The sequence below is a fragment of the Escherichia sp. WS33 genome, assembly GCF_046486385.1.
GTDB lineage: Bacteria > Pseudomonadota > Gammaproteobacteria > Enterobacterales > Enterobacteriaceae > ECMA0423.
This window is the reverse complement of record NZ_JBJQLJ010000012.1, coordinates 58,445-75,799: the sequence shown is the minus strand read 5'-3', so window position 1 is coordinate 75,799 and position 17,355 is coordinate 58,445. Positions and strand designations below refer to the sequence as shown.

Annotated in this window: 14 protein-coding genes and 1 riboswitch; of the genes, 10 read left to right on the top strand and 4 right to left on the bottom strand. The window is 54.6% G+C overall.

From position 1 onward, the window contains the following. Nucleotide 1 precedes the first annotated feature (1 nt). Complete coding sequence (leuC, locus tag ACJHXA_RS12005) at nt 2–1,402, top strand: 3-isopropylmalate dehydratase large subunit (protein ID WP_001140652.1); 1,401 nt, start codon at nt 2–4, stop codon at nt 1,400–1,402. A 10-nt stretch (nt 1,403–1,412) separates the two neighbouring features. Continuing rightward, the gene (gene leuD, locus ACJHXA_RS12000) at nt 1,413–2,018 is read left to right on the top strand and encodes a 3-isopropylmalate dehydratase small subunit (RefSeq protein WP_000818228.1); all 606 of its coding nucleotides are present in this window, start codon (nt 1,413–1,415) and stop codon (nt 2,016–2,018) included. A 48-nt stretch (nt 2,019–2,066) separates the two neighbouring features. Here the strand turns inward: leuD and setA are convergent, their stop codons facing one another. Continuing rightward, on the bottom strand, nt 2,067–3,245 hold the full coding sequence (setA, locus tag ACJHXA_RS11995; RefSeq protein ID WP_000637846.1) for a sugar efflux transporter SetA: 1,179 nt from the start codon (nt 3,243–3,245) through the stop codon (nt 2,067–2,069). A gap of 101 nt (nt 3,246–3,346) precedes the next feature. Further along, nucleotides 3,347–3,478, bottom strand: coding sequence for a glucose uptake inhibitor SgrT (gene sgrT, locus ACJHXA_RS11990; protein WP_001248770.1), 132 nt, complete (start codon nt 3,476–3,478; stop codon nt 3,347–3,349). A gap of 88 nt (nt 3,479–3,566) precedes the next feature. Between sgrT and sgrR the strand changes: the two genes are divergently transcribed. The 4 genes from sgrR to thiQ all read left to right on the top strand — a co-directional run bounded on the left by sgrR (nt 3,567) and on the right by thiQ (nt 8,637). After that, nucleotides 3,567–5,222 (top strand): DNA-binding transcriptional regulator SgrR, encoded by a 1,656-nt coding sequence (gene sgrR / locus ACJHXA_RS11985; RefSeq protein WP_001297366.1) that lies wholly within the window; start codon nt 3,567–3,569, stop codon nt 5,220–5,222. Between the two features lie 33 nt (nt 5,223–5,255). Continuing rightward, nucleotides 5,256–5,355: riboswitch (TPP riboswitch) on the top strand. 30 nt (nt 5,356–5,385) lie between these two features. Beyond that, a complete protein-coding gene (thiB, locus tag ACJHXA_RS11980) occupies nt 5,386–6,369 on the top strand; it encodes a thiamine ABC transporter substrate binding subunit (protein ID WP_001297368.1) in 984 nt (327 codons plus the stop codon). Continuing rightward, entirely contained in the window at nt 6,345–7,955 is a 1,611-nt protein-coding gene (gene thiP, locus ACJHXA_RS11975) for a thiamine/thiamine pyrophosphate ABC transporter permease ThiP (RefSeq protein WP_000235687.1), read from the top strand. Before thiB ends, thiP begins: the two co-directional genes overlap by 25 nt. Beyond that, entirely contained in the window at nt 7,939–8,637 is a 699-nt protein-coding gene (gene thiQ / locus ACJHXA_RS11970) for a thiamine ABC transporter ATP-binding protein ThiQ (RefSeq protein WP_000916310.1), read from the top strand. Before thiP ends, thiQ begins: the two co-directional genes overlap by 17 nt. 113 nt (nt 8,638–8,750) lie before the next feature. Here thiQ and ACJHXA_RS11965 read toward each other — a convergent pair whose 3' ends face one another. Beyond that, nucleotides 8,751–9,515: a DedA family protein gene (locus tag ACJHXA_RS11965; RefSeq protein ID WP_001532173.1), complete on the bottom strand. Its 765-nt coding sequence runs from the start codon at nt 9,513–9,515 to the stop codon at nt 8,751–8,753. An 85-nt stretch (nt 9,516–9,600) separates the two neighbouring features. Continuing rightward, nucleotides 9,601–10,479, bottom strand: a complete 879-nt coding sequence (gene araC / locus ACJHXA_RS11960; RefSeq protein ID WP_001300811.1) for an arabinose operon transcriptional regulator AraC — start codon at nt 10,477–10,479, stop codon at nt 9,601–9,603. Nucleotides 10,480–10,817: 338 nt separating this feature from the next. Between araC and araB the strand changes: the two genes are divergently transcribed. The 4 genes from araB (at nt 10,818) to polB (ending at nt 17,321) form a co-directional block, all read left to right on the top strand. Further along, nucleotides 10,818–12,518 (top strand): ribulokinase, encoded by a 1,701-nt coding sequence (araB, locus tag ACJHXA_RS11955; protein ID WP_000951795.1) that lies wholly within the window; start codon nt 10,818–10,820, stop codon nt 12,516–12,518. Between the two features lie 10 nt (nt 12,519–12,528). Beyond that, nucleotides 12,529–14,031 carry an L-arabinose isomerase gene (gene araA / locus ACJHXA_RS11950; RefSeq protein ID WP_000151734.1) on the top strand — a complete coding sequence of 501 codons (1,503 nt, stop codon included), beginning with the start codon at nt 12,529–12,531 and terminating at the stop codon, nt 14,029–14,031. Nucleotides 14,032–14,199: 168 nt separating this feature from the next. Next, nucleotides 14,200–14,895 carry an L-ribulose-5-phosphate 4-epimerase gene (gene araD / locus ACJHXA_RS11945; RefSeq protein ID WP_000888668.1) on the top strand — a complete coding sequence of 232 codons (696 nt, stop codon included), beginning with the start codon at nt 14,200–14,202 and terminating at the stop codon, nt 14,893–14,895. A 74-nt stretch (nt 14,896–14,969) separates the two neighbouring features. Then, nucleotides 14,970–17,321 carry a DNA polymerase II gene (polB, locus tag ACJHXA_RS11940; RefSeq protein ID WP_283512307.1) on the top strand — a complete coding sequence of 784 codons (2,352 nt, stop codon included), beginning with the start codon at nt 14,970–14,972 and terminating at the stop codon, nt 17,319–17,321. The last annotated feature ends 34 nt before the right edge of the window (nt 17,322–17,355 follow it).

The window sequence follows — 17,355 nt, the reverse complement described above, 5'->3', positions numbered from 1 at the left end:
CATGGCTAAAACGTTATACGAAAAATTATTCGACGCTCACGTAGTGTACGAAGCCGAAAACGAAACCCCGCTGTTATATATCGACCGCCACCTGGTGCATGAAGTGACCTCACCGCAGGCGTTTGATGGTCTGCGCGCCCACGGTCGCCCGGTACGTCAGCCGGGCAAAACCTTCGCCACTATGGATCACAACGTCTCTACCCAGACCAAAGACATTAATGCCTGTGGTGAAATGGCGCGCATCCAGATGCAGGAGCTGATTAAAAACTGCAAAGAATTTGGCGTCGAGCTGTATGACCTGAATCACCCGTATCAGGGGATCGTCCACGTAATGGGGCCGGAACAGGGCGTCACCTTGCCGGGGATGACCATTGTCTGCGGCGACTCGCATACCGCCACCCACGGCGCGTTTGGCGCACTGGCCTTTGGTATCGGCACTTCCGAAGTTGAACACGTACTGGCAACACAAACCCTGAAACAGGGCCGTGCGAAGACCATGAAAATTGAAGTCCAGGGCAAAGCCGCGCCGGGCATTACAGCAAAAGATATCGTGCTGGCAATTATCGGTAAAACTGGCAGCGCAGGCGGCACCGGGCATGTGGTGGAGTTTTGCGGCGAAGCAATTCGTGATTTAAGCATGGAAGGTCGTATGACCCTGTGCAATATGGCAATCGAAATGGGCGCAAAAGCCGGTCTGGTTGCACCGGACGAAACCACCTTTAACTATGTCAAAGGCCGTTTGCATGCGCCGAAAGGCAAAGATTTCGACGACGCCGTTGCCTACTGGAAAACCCTGCAAACCGACGAAGGCGCAACTTTCGATACCGTTGTCACTCTGCAAGCAGAAGAAATTTCACCGCAGGTCACCTGGGGCACCAATCCAGGCCAGGTGATTTCCGTGAACGACAATATTCCCGATCCGGCTTCGTTTGCCGATCCGGTTGAACGCGCGTCGGCAGAAAAAGCGCTGGCCTATATGGGGCTGAAACCGGGCATTCCGCTGACCGAAGTGGCTATCGACAAAGTGTTTATCGGTTCCTGTACCAACTCGCGCATTGAAGATTTACGCGCGGCAGCGGAGATCGCCAAAGGGCGAAAAGTCGCGCCAGGCGTGCAGGCACTGGTGGTTCCCGGCTCTGGCCCGGTAAAAGCCCAGGCGGAAGCGGAAGGTCTGGATAAAATCTTTATTGAAGCCGGTTTTGAATGGCGCTTGCCTGGCTGCTCAATGTGTCTGGCGATGAACAACGACCGTCTGAATCCGGGCGAACGTTGTGCATCCACCAGCAACCGTAACTTTGAAGGCCGCCAGGGGCGCGGCGGGCGCACGCATCTGGTCAGCCCGGCAATGGCTGCCGCTGCTGCTGTGACCGGACATTTCGCCGACATTCGCAACATTAAATAAGGAGCACACCATGGCAGAGAAATTTATCAAACACACAGGCCTGGTGGTTCCGCTGGATGCCGCCAATGTCGATACCGATGCAATCATCCCGAAACAGTTTTTGCAGAAAGTGACCCGTACGGGTTTTGGCGCGCATCTGTTTAACGACTGGCGTTTTCTCGATGAAAAAGGCCAACAGCCAAACCCGGACTTCGTGCTGAACTTCCCGCAGTATCAGGGCGCTTCCATTTTGCTGGCACGAGAAAACTTCGGCTGTGGCTCCTCGCGTGAGCACGCGCCCTGGGCATTGACCGACTACGGTTTTAAAGTGGTGATTGCGCCGAGTTTTGCTGACATCTTCTACGGCAATAGCTTTAACAACCAGCTGCTGCCGGTGAAATTAAGCGATGCAGAAGTGGACGAACTGTTTGCGCTGGTGAAAGCCAATCCGGGGATCCATTTCGACGTGGATCTGGAAGCGCAAGAGGTGAAAGCGGGAGAGAAAACCTATCGCTTTACCATCGATGCCTTCCGCCGCCACTGCATGATGAACGGTCTGGACAGTATTGGGCTTACCTTGCAGCACGACGACGCCATTGCCGCTTATGAAGCAAAACAACCTGCGTTTATGAATTAATCCCCTTGCCCGGTCAAATGACCGGGCTTTCCGCTATCGTCCACGTCATCAAACGTCTTTAACCTTTGCGGTTAAAAATAATGCGACAACAGAAATAACCGCAATTACCCAGTAGACAGCAAAGTGCCCCCAACTTTGTGCAATTGCTCCCTGAATAACGCCAGCCAGAATTACCCCGGTAGAAATACTGTTAGTAAATAAGGTGGTAGCTGCCCCCGCTCTTCCAGGCATTAAATCCTGAAACCATAGCATCCCAATACCCGCAACAATGCCGATAAATACAGCGTTAAAAAGTTGCAGCGTCATCAACGCCATACGGCTATGAAAGAAAATCAATCCGGTGTAAAACAGTACTCCTGCCGCCACTGCTATGACCATCATTCGCCGCTTACCATAACGTTTGACATAGTAGCCAGCCAGAATCATTGCTGGTATTTCCAGTCCAGCTGCCGTCCCCATCAGGAAACCCGCCAGTTTGTCTGGCAATCCTAACTCGCTACTGATCCACAACGGCATATCAATAATGTACATGGTGTTGCAGGTCCACATTAACGTCGAGGCGACAAATAACATCCGTACGTTACTATCCTGCCAGCCACCTTGCATTGATAAAGCATTTTCCGACGGCAGTTCTACCCGCGCCACAGACGGAAGCATAAATGCAATCAATACCAGACTGAGTGTGAATATCCCGGCGGCAATCGAAAACATCACCGTAAAGCCGTAATTCAACGCCAGCATAAAGGCCAACGGTGGACCGATAACCCATGCCAGAGAAAGCTGCGCACGCATCACCGAGCTAAACATCACCACTTCTCGCGCCGAGTTATCCGCATATTCCCGCGCCAGAGCAAATAACTGTGGCATTGCCGTATTGGCCAGAGATGCCAGAAGCACACCACAGGTGATAAGCGTCAGATAATGACGATTAAATGCAAACAATAGCGCATTGCCGATAGCCATCAAACAGCAAAATATAATCAGTTTTCGCCGATCGCCCTGACTGTCAGAACGTTTTGCCAACCAGAGGCTTACGCCGATCCCAGCAATAGCATTCACCGTATAAAAGAGTCCGATCCAGAAAGGTTGCGCGCCAACCTCACGACTCAGAAATAAGCTCAATGTAGGAGCCTGTAGCGCCCCGGCCACCCCCATCATAAAAGCGACCAGCATAAATGCCGCGTAAACACCGTTCATACGGCGAGCCATCGTCATTATCCAGATCATACGTTCCCTTTTTAGCGCGGCGAGAATAAAAAAAACCAGCAGGTATAATCTGCTGGCGGGTGATTTTACACCAATACTCAGTCACACATGATGCAGGCAAGTCAACTTTCAGAATTGCGGTCATCCCACTGCATCAGTCCTTCAAGCATGGTTAATCGTTGTGGGACGCTTAACCAACGCAACCAGCACAACTTCGCTGTCGCGGTAAAATAGTGCTGATAAAACTGACGCATGGGGCACCTCCTTGCTTCATCGTTAGGAATTATTGACTTAATATAGGGAAAATAAAATTGCTGTCTTTTGCGCAGGAGTTCCCCTTTTATGCCATCTGCTCGTCTGCAACAACAGTTCATCCGCCTGTGGCAATGCTGCGAGGGTAAATCGCAGGACACAACGCTCAACGAACTGGCAGCGTTATTGAGCTGCTCGCGTCGTCATATGCGTACCCTGCTCAACACCATGCAGGATCGCGGCTGGCTGACGTGGGAAGCGGAAGTCGGGCGCGGTAAACGCTCGCGTCTGACATTCCTCTATACCGGGCTGGCGCTTCAGCAACAGCGGGCGGAAGACCTGCTGGAGCAGGATCGTATCGACCAACTAGTGCAGTTGGTTGGCGACAAAGCGACTGTGCGGCAAATGCTGGTTTCTCATCTGGGCCGCAGCTTCCGCCAGGGGCGGCACATCCTGCGCGTGCTCTACTATCGTCCGTTGCGTAATCTGCTACCTGGCAGCGCATTGCGCCGTTCCGAAACCCATATTGCCCGGCAAATCTTCAGTTCGCTAACGCGCATAAATGAGGAAAATGGGGAACTGGAAGCAGACATCGCCCACCACTGGCAGCAAATATCACCGCTTCACTGGCGTTTCTTTTTGCGTCCAGGAGTCCATTTTCATCATGGTCGTGAACTGGAAATGGACGACGTGATCGCCTCTTTAAAACGAATCAATACGCTGCCGCTCTATTCGCATATTGCGGACATTGTGTCGCCGACGCCCTGGACGCTGGATATCCATCTCACGCAACCGGACCGCTGGTTACCGTTACTGCTGGGACAAGTTCCGGCGATGATCCTGCCGCGCGAATGGGAAACCCTCAGTAACTTTGCCAGCCATCCCATCGGCACCGGTCCGTATGCGGTGATCCGCAACACCACCAATCAACTGAAAATTCAGGCATTCGATGACTTCTTCGGTTACCGGGCATTAATCGATGAAGTTAACGTCTGGGTTCTGCCGGAAATTGCCGACGAGCCAGCTGGAGGTCTGATGCTAAAAGGTCCACAGGGCGAGGAAAAAGAGATTGAAAGCCGCCTGGAGGAAGGTTGCTACTATTTACTGTTCGACAGCCGCACCCATCGCGGGGCGAATCAGCAAGTCAGGGACTGGGTAAGCTATGTGCTTTCTCCAACTAATCTGGTCTATTTCGCTGAGGAACAGTACCAGCAACTGTGGTTCCCGGCTTATGGACTGCTCCCCCGTTGGCACCATGCCCGCACCATAAAGAGCGAAAAACCGGCTGGCCTGGAAAGCCTCACCCTGACCTTTTATCAGGATCACAGTGAGCATCGGGTGATTGCCGGGATCATGCAGCAGATTCTGGCAAGTCACCAGGTCACGCTGGAAATCAAAGAGATCAGCTACGATCAGTGGCATGAAGGAGAGATCGAGAGCGATATCTGGCTTAATAGCGCCAACTTTACGCTGCCGCTGGATTTTTCGCTGTTCGCGCACTTGTGCGAGGTGCCGCTGCTCCAACACTGTATTCCGATCGACTGGCAAGCCGACGCCGCCCGCTGGCGCAATGGCGAAATGAACCTGGCGAACTGGTGCCAGCAACTGGTCGCCAGTAAAGCAATGGTGCCGCTTATCCACCACTGGCTGATCATTCAGGGGCAACGCAGTATGCGCGGCCTGCGCATGAATACCCTCGGCTGGTTCGATTTTAAATCAGCGTGGTTTGCGCCACCGGATCCATGATTGCTGGTTGATAACAAAATCACTACACTAACGCCGTTCTCAACGGGGTGCCACGCAGACGCGTGCGCTGAGAAAATACCCGTCGAACCTGATCCGGATAACGCCGGCGAAGGGATTTGAGGCTCCTTCTCAAGTCCTTTGCCACTCTTTTTTGAGGTGCAAAGTGTTAAAAAAATGTCTGCCCCTGCTGTTGCTGTGCACAGCGCCCGTTTTCGCTAAACCCGTTCTGACTGTTTATACCTACGATTCCTTCGCCGCCAACTGGGGGCCAGGCCCGGTGGTAAAAAAAGCCTTTGAAGCCGACTGTAATTGCGAACTGAAACTGGTGGCGCTGGAAGATGGCGTTTCGCTTCTCAACCGTCTGCGCATGGAAGGCAAAAACAGTAAAGCCGATGTGGTGCTGGGGCTGGATAACAACCTGTTAGACGCCGCCAGTAAAACCGGACTATTTGCCAAAAGCGGCGTGGCAGCGGATGCCGTTAACGTTCCCGGCGGCTGGAATAATGACACTTTCGTACCGTTTGATTACGGCTATTTCGCCTTCGTCTATGACAAGAACAAACTGAAAAATCCGCCGCAAAGCCTGAAAGAGCTTGTTGAGAGCGATCAAAACTGGCGGGTGATTTATCAGGATCCGCGCACCAGTACGCCGGGGCTGGGCCTGCTGTTGTGGATGCAAAAAGTCTATGGCGATGACGCCCCACAAGCCTGGCAGAAACTGGCGAAGAAAACGGTCACGGTCACCAAAGGCTGGAGCGAAGCCTACGGCCTGTTTTTAAAAGGTGAAAGCGATCTGGTGCTGAGTTACACCACCTCTCCGGCTTATCACATTCTCGAAGAGAAAAAAGATAACTACGCCGCCGCGAACTTTAGCGAAGGTCACTATCTGCAGGTGGAAGTCGCCGCCCGCACCGCTGCCAGCAAGCAGCCGGAGCTGGCGCAAAAATTCCTCCAGTTTATGGTTTCTCCGGCTTTTCAGAATGCGATCCCAACCGGCAACTGGATGTATCCGGTGGCAAACGTCACGCTGCCTGCCGGTTTTGAACAATTGACCAAACCCGCAACCACGCTGGAGTTCACGCCAGCCGAAGTGGCGGCACAACGTCAGGCATGGATTAGCGAATGGCAACGCGCCGTCAGCCGTTAATTCCCGGCTGGTTAATTCCAGGTGTAAGCGCCGCCACGCTGGTGGTAGCGGTTGCGCTGGCGGCGTTTCTCGCCCTGTGGTGGAACGCGCCGCAGGGTAACTGGGTGGCAATCTGGCAGGACAGCTACCTGTGTCATGTGGTGCGCTTCTCCTTCTGGCAGGCGTTTCTCTCGGCGCTACTCTCTGTCGTACCCGCGATATTCCTCGCCCGCGCCCTCTATCGCAGGCGCTTTCCGGGTCGGCTGGCGCTGTTGCGTCTGTGCGCAATGACCTTGATCCTCCCGGTGCTAGTTGCTGTTTTCGGCATTCTTAGCGTCTATGGTCGTCAGGGCTGGCTGGCATCGCTCTGCCAATCGCTCGGTCTGGAGTGGACCTTTTCGCCCTACGGCCTGCAAGGCATTTTGCTGGCGCACGTATTTTTTAATCTGCCGATGGCGAGCCGCTTATTACTCCAGGCACTGGAAAACATTCCCGGCGAACAACGTCAGCTTGCCGCCCAGCTTGGGATGCGCGGCTGGCATTTTTTCCGCTTCGTCGAATGGCCGTGGCTACGGCGACAAATCCCGCCGGTTGCCGCGCTTATCTTTATGCTCTGTTTCGCCAGCTTCGCCACCGTGCTATCGCTGGGCGGCGGTCCGCAGGCAACTACTATCGAGCTGGCTATTTATCAGGCGCTGAGTTACGACTACGATCCTGCCCGCGCGGCGATGCTGGCGCTGCTCCAGATGGTGTGTTGCCTTGGGCTGGTGCTGTTGAGTCAGCGACTAAGTAAGGCCATTGCGCCCGGTACCACGCTGCTGCAAGGCTGGCGCGATCCGGACGATCGTCTGCATAGCCGCATTTGCGACACGGTGTTAATAGTGCTGGCGCTGCTGCTGTTGCTGCCACCGTTGCTGGCGGTGATCGTCGATGGGGTAAATCGCCAGTTGCCGGAAGTGCTGGCACAACCGGTGCTGTGGCAGGCGCTGTGGACCTCGTTGCGTATTGCGCTGGCGGCAGGTGTATTGTGCGTAGTGCTGACCATGATGCTGCTATGGAGCAGTCGCGAACTGCGGGCGCGGCAGAAAATGCTGGCGGGTCAGGCGCTGGAGATGAGCGGCATGTTGATCCTCGCCATGCCGGGGATTGTGCTGGCTACCGGCTTCTTTTTACTGCTCAACAACACCATTGGCCTGCCGCAATCTGCTGACGGCATTGTGATTTTCACCAATGCGTTAATGGCGATCCCTTATGCGCTGAAAGTACTGGAAAACCCGATGCGCGATATCACCGCCCGCTACAGTATGTTGTGTCAGTCGCTGGGCATTGAAGGCTGGTCGCGCTTAAAAGTGGTCGAGCTGCGCGCCCTGAAACGTCCACTGGCGCAGGCGCTGGCTTTTGCCTGCGTGCTGTCGATTGGTGATTTTGGCGTAGTGGCGTTGTTCGGTAACGATGATTTCCGTACCCTGCCGTTTTATCTCTACCAGCAAATTGGCTCCTATCGCAGCCAGGACGGCGCGGTCACCGCGTTAATTCTGCTACTACTCTGTTTTCTGCTGTTTACCGTGATTGAAAAACTACCGGGGCGAAATGTTAAAACTGACTGATATCACCTGGCTTTATCACCATTTGCCGATGCGTTTTAGCTTAACGGTAGAACGCGGCGAGCAGGTGGCAATCCTCGGGCCAAGCGGCGCGGGTAAAAGTACCCTGCTGAATTTGATTGCCGGTTTTCTGACGCCAGCCAGCGGTTCGCTGACTATCGACAGCGTTGATCACACCACGACGCCGCCGTCACGCCGCCCGGTATCGATGCTGTTTCAGGAGAACAACCTGTTCAGCCACCTGACGGTCGCGCAGAACATCGGGCTGGGGCTTAATCCGGGATTGAAGCTGAACGCGGCGCAGCAGGAGAAAATGCACGCTATCGCCCGCCAGATGGGGATTGATAATTTAATGGCGCGGTTACCGGGCGAGCTTTCCGGCGGTCAGCGACAGCGCGTGGCGTTAGCGCGTTGTCTGGTGCGCGAACAGCCGATTTTATTGCTCGATGAACCGTTCTCTGCGCTCGATCCGGCGTTACGTCAGGAGATGCTGACGCTGGTGAGCACGAGCTGCCAGCAGCAAAAAATGACGCTATTGATGGTGTCGCACAGTGTGGAAGATGCGGCGCGGATCGCCACACGCTCGGTGGTGGTCGCCGACGGGCGCATCGCCTGGCAGGGTAAGACCAATGAGTTGTTGAGCGGTAAGGCGAGTGCTTCGGCACTATTGGGGATTACGGGTTAGTATGCACTGTCGGATGCGGCGTGAACGCCTTATCCGACCTACGGGTAGTGCGTTTTGTAGGCATGATAAGACGCGGTCAGCGTCGCATCAGGCAACCCGCACAAGACTATCTCCTAACCCCCAACCGCTTTACGCAAAATATCGATATACACCGGCATCAACGGGTGGCGAATTAACACCACCAGCGCCACCACGCCGATGGCAGAAATTAACGGCGTCAGCCACAACAAACGGCCGCGCGACAAATAATGACTTAAACGATCGGTTGCTTTACCGCTGCGCCATAACCGCCAGCACAGCCAGCCACCAACCCACAAAAATACCGCCGTCGCCAGCAGCAACCATTTAAACTCGCCGCTCTGCATTCCGGCTGGAATATCGATCGCCGCGCCCGCCAGAATCCCAGGCAGGAAGTAAAACGGTGGCCACAGCAGGCAGCCAATAATATTCGGCGTAATGAATTTTGCCACCGGCAGATCCAGCATTCCCGCCACCATTGGCACCAGCGGACGCGTCGGGCCAACAAAGCGACCGACCAGAATGGTGAACATGCTGTGTTGATGCAACGCATGTTCAGTTTTATCGAGTAATGCTTTGTTTTTCTTCAGAAATGACCAGCGATGCAACGGCTTTTTAAAACGCCAGCCCAGCCAGAAGGAGATCCAGTCGCCCAGCAGACAACCGACAATCCCTGCCAGCCAGGCGTGCCAGAAACTTAACTCGCCGCTGCCAATCAGCGCTCCCAGCCCCGCCATCAGCACCGTACCGGGTAGAATCAAACCGACCAGCGCCAGCGACTCCAGAAAGGCCACCAACACCACCGCCATCAATGAATACACGGTAGATTGGGTAATAAAGTGTTCCAGCAATGCTTGCATAATGTGCCTGTCAAATGGACGAAGCAGGGATTCTGCAAACCCTATGCTACTCCGTCAAGCCGTCAATTGTCTGATTCGTTACCAATTATGACAACTTGACGGCTACATCATTCACTTTTTCTTCACAACCGGCACGGAACTCGCTCGGGCTGGCCCCGGTGCATTTTTTAAATACTCGCGAGAAATAGAGTTGATCGTCAAAACCAACATTGCGACCGACGGTGGCGATAGGCATCCGGGTGGTGCTCAAAAGCAGCTTCGCCTGGCTGATACGTTGGTCCTCGCGCCAGCTTAAGACGCTAATCCCTAACTGCTGGCGGAAAAGATGTGACAGACGCGACGGTGACAAGCAAACATGCTGTGCGACGCTGGCGATATCAAAATTGCTGTCTGCCAGGTGATCGCTGATGTACTGACAAGCCTCGCGTACCCGATTATCCATCGGTGGATGGAGCGACTCGTTAATCGCTTCCATGCGCCGCAGTAACAATTGCTCAAGCAGATTTATCGCCAGCAGCTCCGAATAGCGCCCTTCCCCTTGCCCGGCGTTAATGATTTGCCCAAACAGGTCGCTGAAATGCGGCTGGTGCGCTTCATCCGGGCGAAAGAAACCCGTATTGGCAAATATTGACGGCCAGTTAAGCCATTCATGCCAGTAGGCGCGCGGACGAAAGTAAACCCACTGGTGATACCATTCGCGAGCCTCCGGATGACGACCGTAGTGATGAATCTCTCCTGGCGGGAACAGCAAAATATCACCCGGTCGGCAAACAAATTCTCGTCCCTGATTTTTCACCACCCCCTGACCGCGAATGGTGAGATTGAGAATATAACCTTTCATTCCCAGCGGTCGGTCGATAAAAAAATCGAGATAACCGTTGGCCTCAATCGGCGTTAAACCCGCCACCAGATGGGCATTAAACGAGTATCCCGGCAGCAGGGGATCATTTTGCGCTTCAGCCATACTTTTCATACTCCCGCCATTCAGAGAAGAAACCAATTGTCCATATTGCATCAGACATTGCCGTCACTGCGTCTTTTACTGGCTCTTCTCGCTAACCCAACCGGTAACCCCGCTTATTAAAAGCATTCTGTAACAAAGCGGGACCAAAGCCATGACAAAAACGCGTAACAAAAGTGTCTATAATCACGGCAGAAAAGTCCACATTGATTATTTGCACGGCGTCACACTTTGCTATGCCATAGCATTTTTATCCATAAGATTAGCGGATCCTACCTGACGCTTTTTATCGCAACTCTCTACTGTTTCTCCATACCCGTTTTTTTGGATGGAGTGAAACGATGGCGATTGCAATTGGCCTCGATTTTGGCAGTGATTCTGTGCGAGCTTTGGCGGTGGACTGCGCCAGCGGTGAAGAGATCGCCACCAGCGTAGAGTGGTATCCCCGTTGGCAAAAAGGGCAATTTTGTGATGCCCCGAATAACCAGTTCCGTCATCATCCGCGTGACTACATTGAGTCAATGGAAGCGGCACTGAAAACCGTGCTTGCAGAGCTTAGCGTCGAACAGCGCGCAGCTGTGGTCGGGATTGGCGTTGACACAACCGGCTCGACGCCCGCACCGATTGATGCCGACGGTAACGTGCTGGCGCTGCGCCCGGAGTTTGCCGAAAACCCGAACGCGATGTTCGTATTGTGGAAAGACCACACTGCGGTTGAAGAAGCGGAAGAGATTACCCGTTTGTGCCACGCGCCGGGCAACGTTGACTACTCCCGCTACATTGGCGGTATTTATTCCAGCGAATGGTTCTGGGCAAAAATCCTGCATGTGACTCGCCAGGACACCGCCGTGGCGCAATCTGCCGCATCGTGGATTGAGCTGTGCGACTGGGTGCCAGCTCTGCTTTCCGGTACCACCCGCCCGCAGGATATTCGTCGCGGACGTTGCAGCGCCGGGCATAAGTCGCTATGGCACGAAAGCTGGGGTGGCTTGCCGCCAGCCAGTTTCTTTGATGAGCTGGACCCGATCCTCAATCGCCATTTGCCTTCCCCGCTGTTCACTGACACCTGGACTGCCGATATTCCGGTGGGCACCTTATGCCCGGAATGGGCGCAGCGTCTCGGCCTGCCTGAAAGCGTGGTGATTTCCGGCGGCGCGTTTGACTGCCATATGGGCGCAGTTGGCGCAGGCGCACAGCCTAACGCACTGGTAAAAGTTATCGGTACTTCCACCTGCGACATTCTGATTGCCGACAAACAGAGCGTTGGCGAGCGGGCAGTGAAAGGTATTTGCGGTCAGGTTGATGGCAGCGTGGTACCTGGATTTATCGGTCTGGAAGCAGGCCAATCGGCGTTTGGTGATATCTACGCCTGGTTTGGTCGCGTACTCGGCTGGCCGCTGGAACAGCTTGCCGCCCAGCATCCGGAACTGAAAGCGCAAATCAACGCCAGCCAGAAACAACTGCTTCCGGCGCTGACCGAAGCATGGGCCAAAAATCCGTCTCTGGATCACCTGCCGGTGGTGCTCGACTGGTTTAACGGCCGCCGCACACCGAACGCTAACCAACGCCTGAAAGGGGTGATTACCGATCTTAACCTCGCTACCGACGCTCCGCTGCTGTTCGGCGGTTTGATTGCTGCCACCGCCTTTGGCGCACGCGCAATCATGGAGTGCTTTACCGATCAGGGGATCGCCGTCAATAACGTGATGGCGCTGGGCGGCATCGCGCGGAAAAACCAGGTCATTATGCAGGCCTGCTGCGACGTGCTGAATCGCCCGCTGCAAATTGTTGCCTCTGACCAGTGCTGTGCGCTCGGTGCGGCGATTTTTGCTGCCGTCGCCGCGAAAGTGCACGCAGACATCCCATCAGCCCAGCAAAAAATGGCCAGTGCGGTAGAGAAAACCCTGCAACCGCGCAGCGAACAGGCACAACGCTTTGAACAGCTTTATCGCCGCTATCAGCAATGGGCGATGAGCGCCGAACAACACTATCTTCCAACTTCCGCCCCGGCACAGGCTGCCCAGGCCGTTGCGACTCTATAAGGACACGATAATGACGATTTTTGATAATTATGAAGTGTGGTTTGTCATTGGCAGCCAGCATCTGTATGGCCCGGAAACCCTGCGTCAGGTCACCCAACATGCCGAGCACGTTGTTAATGCGCTGAATACGGAAGCGAAACTGCCCTGCAAACTGGTGTTGAAACCGCTGGGCACCACGCCGGATGAAATCACCGCTATTTGCCGCGACGCGAATTACGACGATCGTTGCGCTGGTCTGGTGGTGTGGCTGCACACCTTCTCCCCGGCCAAAATGTGGATCAACGGCCTGACCATGCTCAACAAACCGTTGCTGCAATTCCACACCCAGTTTAACGCGGCGCTGCCGTGGGACAGTATCGATATGGACTTTATGAACCTGAACCAGACTGCACATGGCGGTCGCGAGTTCGGCTTCATTGGCGCGCGTATGCGTCAGCAACATGCCGTGGTTACCGGTCACTGGCAGGATAAACAAGCCCATGAGCGTATCGGCTCCTGGATGCGCCAGGCGGTCTCTAAACAGGATACCCGTCATCTGAAAGTCTGCCGTTTTGGCGATAACATGCGTGAAGTAGCGGTCACCGATGGTGATAAAGTTGCCGCACAGATCAAGTTCGGTTTCTCCGTCAATACCTGGGCGGTTGGCGATCTGGTGCAGGTGGTGAACTCCATCAGCGACGGCGATGTTAATGCGCTGGTCGATGAGTACGAAAGCTGCTACACCATGACGCCTGCCACACAAATCCACGGCGAAAAACGACAGAACGTGCTGGAAGCGGCGCGTATTGAGCTGGGGATGAAGCGTTTCCTGGAACAAGGTGGCTTCCACGCGTTCACCACCACCTTTGAAGATTTGCACGGTCTGAAACAGCTTCCAGGTCTGGCCGTACAGCGTCTGATGCAGCAGGGTTACGGCTTTGCGGGCGAAGGCGACTGGAAAACCGCCGCCCTGCTTCGCATCATGAAGGTGATGTCAACCGGTCTGCAGGGCGGCACCTCCTTTATGGAGGACTACACCTATCACTTCGAGAAAGGTAATGACCTGGTGCTCGGCTCCCATATGCTGGAAGTCTGCCCGTCGATTGCCGTAGAAGAGAAACCGATCCTCGACGTTCAGCATCTCGGTATTGGTGGTAAGGACGATCCTGCCCGACTGATCTTCAATACCCAAACCGGTCCAGCGATTGTCGCCAGCCTGATTGATCTCGGCGATCGTTACCGTCTGCTGGTTAACTGTATCGACACGGTGAAAACACCGCACTCCCTGCCGAAACTGCCGGTGGCGAATGCGCTGTGGAAAGCGCAACCGGATCTGCCAACTGCTTCCGAAGCGTGGATCCTCGCTGGTGGCGCGCACCATACCGTCTTCAGCCATGCGCTGAACCTCAACGATATGCGCCAGTTCGCCGAGATGCACGACATTGAAATCACGGTGATTGATAACGACACCCGCCTGCCAGCGTTTAAAGACGCACTGCGCTGGAACGAAGTGTATTACGGATTTCGTCGCTAAGTAGCCACATCAGGTATGTAACGCCTGATGCGACGCTGACGCGTCTTATCTGGCCTACACGCTGCGATTTTGTAGGCCGGATAAGCAAAGCGCATCCGGCATTGTTTTCCCCCTCGCCCCTTTGGGGAGAGGGCCGGGGTGAGGGGAAACGACCTCTCAGGAGTCAACATGTTAGAAGATCTCAAACGCCAGGTATTAGAAGCCAACCTGGCGCTGCCAAAACACAACCTGGTCACGCTCACATGGGGCAACGTCAGCGCCGTTGATCGCGAGCGCGGCGTCTTTGTGATCAAACCTTCCGGCGTCGATTACAGCGTCATGACCGCTGACGATATGGTCGTGGTTAGCATCGAAACCGGTGAAGTGGTTGAAGGTACGAAAAAGCCCTCCTCCGACACGCCAACTCACCGGCTGCTCTATCAGGCATTCCCCTCCATTGGCGGCATTGTGCATACGCACTCGCGCCACGCCACCATCTGGGCGCAGTCGGGTCAGTCGATTCCAGCAATCGGCACCACCCACGCCGACTATTTCTACGGCACCATTCCCTGCACCCGCAAAATGACCGACGCAGAAATCAACGGCGAATATGAGTGGGAAACCGGTAACGTCATCGTAGAAACCTTTGAAAAACAGGGTATCGATGCAGCGCAAATGCCCGGCGTTCTGGTCCATTCCCACGGCCCGTTTGCATGGGGCAAAAATGCCGAAGATGCGGTGCATAACGCCATCGTGCTGGAAGAGGTCGCTTATATGGGGATATTCTGCCGTCAGTTAGCGCCGCAGTTACCGGATATGCAGCAAACGCTGCTGGATAAACACTATCTGCGTAAGCATGGCGCGAAGGCATATTACGGGCAGTAATGACTGTATAAAACCACAGCCAATCAAACGAAACCAGGCTATACTCAAGCCTGGTTTTTTGATGGATTTTCAGCGTGGCGCAGGCAGGTTTTATCTTAACCCGACACTGGCGGGACACCCCGCAAGGGACAGAAGTCTCCTTCTGGCTGGCGACGGACAACGGGCCGTTGCAGGTTACGCTTGCACCGCAAGAGTCCGTGGCGTTTATTCCCGCCGATCAGGTTCCCCGCGCTCAGCATATTTTGCAGGGTGAACAAGGCTTTCGCCTGACACCGCTGGCGTTAAAGGATTTTCACCGCCAGCCGGTGTATGGCCTTTACTGTCGCGCCCATCGCCAATTGATGAATTACGAAAAGCGCCTGCGTGAAGGTGGCGTTACCGTCTACGAGGCCGATGTGCGCCCGCCAGAACGCTATCTGATGGAGCGGTTTATCACCTCACCGGTGTGGGTCGAGGGTGATATGCACAATGGCACTATCGTTAATGCCCGTCTGAAACCGCATCCCGACTATCGTCCGCCGCTCAAGTGGGTTTCTATAGATATTGAAACCACCCGCCACGGTGAGCTGTACTGCATCGGCCTGGAAGGCTGCGGGCAGCGCATCGTTTATATGCTGGGGCCGGAGAATGGCGACGCCTCCTCGCTTGATTTCGAACTGGAATACGTCGCCAGCCGCCCGCTGCTGCTGGAAAAACTCAACGCCTGGTTTGCAAACCACGATCCCGATGTGATCATCGGCTGGAACGTGGTGCAGTTCGATCTGCGAATGCTGCAAAAACATGCCGAGCGTTACCGTCTTCCGCTGCGTCTTGGGTGCGATAATAGCGAGCTGGAGTGGCGCGAGCACGGCTTTAAAAACGGCGTCTTTTTTGCCCAGGCTAAAGGTCGGCTAATTATCGACGGTATCGAGGCGCTGAAATCCGCGTTCTGGAATTTCTCTTCATTCTCGCTGGAAACTGTCGCTCAGGAGCTATTAGGCGAAGGAAAATCTATCGATAACCCGTGGGATCGAATGGACGAAATTGACCGCCGTTTCGCCGAAGATAAACCTGCGCTGGCAACTTATAACCTGAAAGATTGCGAGCTGGTGACGCAGATCTTCCACAAAACTGAAATCATGCCATTTTTACTCGAACGAGCAACGGTGAACGGCCTGCCGGTGGATCGGCACGGCGGTTCGGTGGCAGCGTTTGGTCATCTCTATTTTCCGCGAATGCATCGCGCTGGTTATGTCGCGCCTAATCTCGGCGAAGTGCCACCGCACGCCAGCCCTGGCGGCTACGTGATGGATTCACGGCCAGGGCTTTATGATTCAGTGCTGGTGCTGGACTATAAAAGCCTGTACCCGTCGATCATCCGCACCTTTCTGATTGATCCCGTCGGGCTGGTGGAAGGCATGGCGCAGCCTGATCCAGAGCACAGTACCGAAGGTTTTCTCGATGCCTGGTTCTCACGAGAAAAACATTGCCTGCCGGAGATTGTGACTAACATCTGGCACGGGCGCGATGAAGCCAAACGCCAGGGTAACAAACCGCTGTCGCAGGCGCTGAAAATCATCATGAATGCCTTTTATGGCGTGCTCGGCACCACCGCCTGCCGCTTCTTCGATCCGCGGCTGGCATCGTCGATCACCATGCGTGGTCATCAGATCATGCGGCAAACCAAAGCGTTGATTGAAGCACAGGGCTACGACGTTATCTACGGCGATACCGACTCAACGTTTGTCTGGCTGAAAGGCGCACATTCGGAAGAAGAAGCGGCGAAAATCGGTCGTGCACTGGTGCAGCACGTTAACGCCTGGTGGGCGGAAACGCTGCAAAAACAACGGCTGACCAGCGCATTAGAACTGGAGTATGAAACCCATTTCTGCCGTTTTCTGATGCCAACCATTCGCGGAGCCGATACCGGCAGTAAAAAGCGTTATGCCGGACTGATTCAGGAGGGCGACAAGCAGCGGATGGTGTTTAAAGGGCTGGAAACCGTGCGCACCGACTGGACGCCGCTGGCCCAGCAGTTTCAGCAGGAGCTATACCTGCGTATCTTCCGTAACGAGCCATATCAGGAATACATCCGCGAAACCATCGACAAACTGATGGCGGGTGAACTGGATGCGCGGCTGGTTTACCGTAAACGCCTTCGCCGTCCGCTGAGCGAATATCAGCGTAATGTTCCGCCTCATGTACGCGCCGCTCGCCTTGCCGATGAAGAAAACCAAAAGCGCGGTCGCCCCTTGCAATATCAGAATCGCGGCACCATTAAGTACGTATGGACCACCAACGGCCCGGAGCCGCTGGACTACCAACGTTCACCACTGGATTACGAACACTATCTGACCCGCCAGCTACAACCCGTGGCGGAGGGAATACTCCCTTTTATTGAGGATAATTTTGCTACACTTATGACCGGGCAACTTGGGCTATTTTGAGCAAAAAAAAGAGTTCGCCAGATACCATTTTGAT

Coding starts and splice junctions, on each gene's coding strand:
- thiQ (WP_000916310.1), top strand. CDS start 7,939: ATGTTAAAACTGACTGATATCACCTGGCTTTATCACCATTTGCCGATG.
- leuC (WP_001140652.1), top strand. CDS start 2: ATGGCTAAAACGTTATACGAAAAATTATTCGACGCTCACGTAGTGTAC.
- thiP (WP_000235687.1), top strand. CDS start 6,345: ATGGCAACGCGCCGTCAGCCGTTAATTCCCGGCTGGTTAATTCCAGGT.
- ACJHXA_RS11965 (WP_001532173.1), bottom strand. CDS start 9,515: ATGCAAGCATTGCTGGAACACTTTATTACCCAATCTACCGTGTATTCA.
- sgrT (WP_001248770.1), bottom strand. CDS start 3,478: ATGCGTCAGTTTTATCAGCACTATTTTACCGCGACAGCGAAGTTGTGC.
- leuD (WP_000818228.1), top strand. CDS start 1,413: ATGGCAGAGAAATTTATCAAACACACAGGCCTGGTGGTTCCGCTGGAT.
- araC (WP_001300811.1), bottom strand. CDS start 10,479: ATGGCTGAAGCGCAAAATGATCCCCTGCTGCCGGGATACTCGTTTAAT.
- araB (WP_000951795.1), top strand. CDS start 10,818: ATGGCGATTGCAATTGGCCTCGATTTTGGCAGTGATTCTGTGCGAGCT.
- araA (WP_000151734.1), top strand. CDS start 12,529: ATGACGATTTTTGATAATTATGAAGTGTGGTTTGTCATTGGCAGCCAG.
- araD (WP_000888668.1), top strand. CDS start 14,200: ATGTTAGAAGATCTCAAACGCCAGGTATTAGAAGCCAACCTGGCGCTG.
- sgrR (WP_001297366.1), top strand. CDS start 3,567: ATGCCATCTGCTCGTCTGCAACAACAGTTCATCCGCCTGTGGCAATGC.
- setA (WP_000637846.1), bottom strand. CDS start 3,245: ATGATCTGGATAATGACGATGGCTCGCCGTATGAACGGTGTTTACGCG.